The organism is Microbacterium umsixpiens, from assembly GCF_053543675.1.
Window position 1 is genome coordinate 3209 of the sequence record NZ_JBLVOH010000149.1, and the last position, 1326, is coordinate 4534.

The 1326-nt window shown below is 67.3% G+C and carries 3 protein-coding genes; all 3 read right to left on the reverse strand.

What is annotated here, in order from left to right; genetic code table 11:
- Positions 1-382, reverse strand: a 382-nt coding sequence (locus tag ACNPM4_RS14630; protein WP_448986126.1) for a GntR family transcriptional regulator, incomplete at its 3' end; no start/stop codon positions are given.
- 264 nt (positions 383-646) lie between these two features.
- Positions 647-1018, reverse strand: a complete 372-nt coding sequence (locus ACNPM4_RS14635) for a type II toxin-antitoxin system PemK/MazF family toxin (RefSeq protein WP_372468237.1) — start codon at positions 1016-1018, stop codon at positions 647-649.
- Positions 1015-1236, reverse strand: coding sequence for a ribbon-helix-helix domain-containing protein (locus tag ACNPM4_RS14640; protein WP_448986127.1), 222 nt, complete (start codon positions 1234-1236; stop codon positions 1015-1017). Before ACNPM4_RS14640 ends, ACNPM4_RS14635 begins: the two co-directional genes overlap by 4 nt.
- Between the last annotated feature and the right edge of the window lie 90 nt (positions 1237-1326).

The following is a 1326-nucleotide window of genomic DNA, read 5'->3' on the forward strand; positions in this document are numbered from 1 at the left end:
CCGCTGCGGCCCACGAGGGAAGCGGCTCGATGCCGGCACGGAGGATCTCCGAGCTCAGGGCGCTGCGGCCGTCCTCGCTGTACTCGCCGAGAAGGCTCGGGGCCGAGGGGAGCGTCCAGGCCGACGGCCCCTGGGCTCGTTCCACGAAGGCGCCCTTGCCCTGCTGTCGGGAGATGATGCCGGCGCTCTCCAGCCGGGACAGCGCGTCGCGGATCGAGGTGCGCGAGGCCGAGAAGTGCTCCCTCAGCTCGTTCTCGCTGGGCAGGCGATCACCCGGTCCCCAGGTGCCCTGGGCGATCTCGGCTTCGATGGCGCGCATGATCTGGAACCAGATCGGAGCCGTCGACGTGCGGTCGAGCAGCGGCAGGCTGAGAGTGGACATTCCGGCCTCTTCGGTGAGCGGGTGCGGGAACATCTGCGTTCCCGAGCCGGACTCTCCTGTCCGGACATGTATCGATCATGGACCGATACTTGTATCCCCTGAAGAGACAAGTCAGGAAATTCTCCGGCGCCTGCTCTCAGCGCTTGTTTAACGTGCCTGGTCAGGGATTTTGACACATTCGGTGTTCGCCCGGAGTGCAAGCCGACTCCGGTGCAGCCCGGTCAGCGCGGCGCAGTCCGGTACAAGTTCGCCCTGATCCAAGCCTCAGAGCGACAGATGCACGCGCAGCGCCTCGTCGATCTCCCCCATCAACTCGGCCGGCACCCAGCCGAGCGGACGGACGATGCGCGCGGTCGAGATGGTCCGCACCTGCTCCGCCTGCGCCTTCGAATCACGATCCAGCCCGGTGGCGGCGGCGGGAAGCAGCACCTGGAACGGCAGCACCCGTGTGACGTTCGACGTCACCGGCACGACGGTGACCGTGGCCTGCGGGCGTCGCGCAGCGACCGCGTTCGCCGTGTTGTTGCTCACGAGCACGGCCGGTCGCGTCTTCCGCGCCTCGGACCCGACCGTGGGGTCGAACGAGACGAGGATGATCTGACCACGACGAAGCAGGGAGACCGCACTGTCGCTCACGCGGTGGCCAGGCCATCGTCGGCCGCGGAATCCCACTCGTCGTCGTATCCCTCGGCGTAGGCCTCGGCGTACGCGTCGGCGAGACGGCTCTCACGAAGAAGGCGAACCGCCGCGTGCACCACGGCCGAGCGCGAGGGGTACCCGCCTTCGAGGGTCTGGGCGTCGAGGAACGCCAAATCGCTCTCACTCAGACTGAGGCTGACCTTTGCGGTGGACATGCAGTAATACTACTTCGGTAGCACCGCCGGTACCACCCGCTTCCTTCGAGCATCCGAGCGCTGCAGCGTCCCCGGCTGCACGCGAAGAGG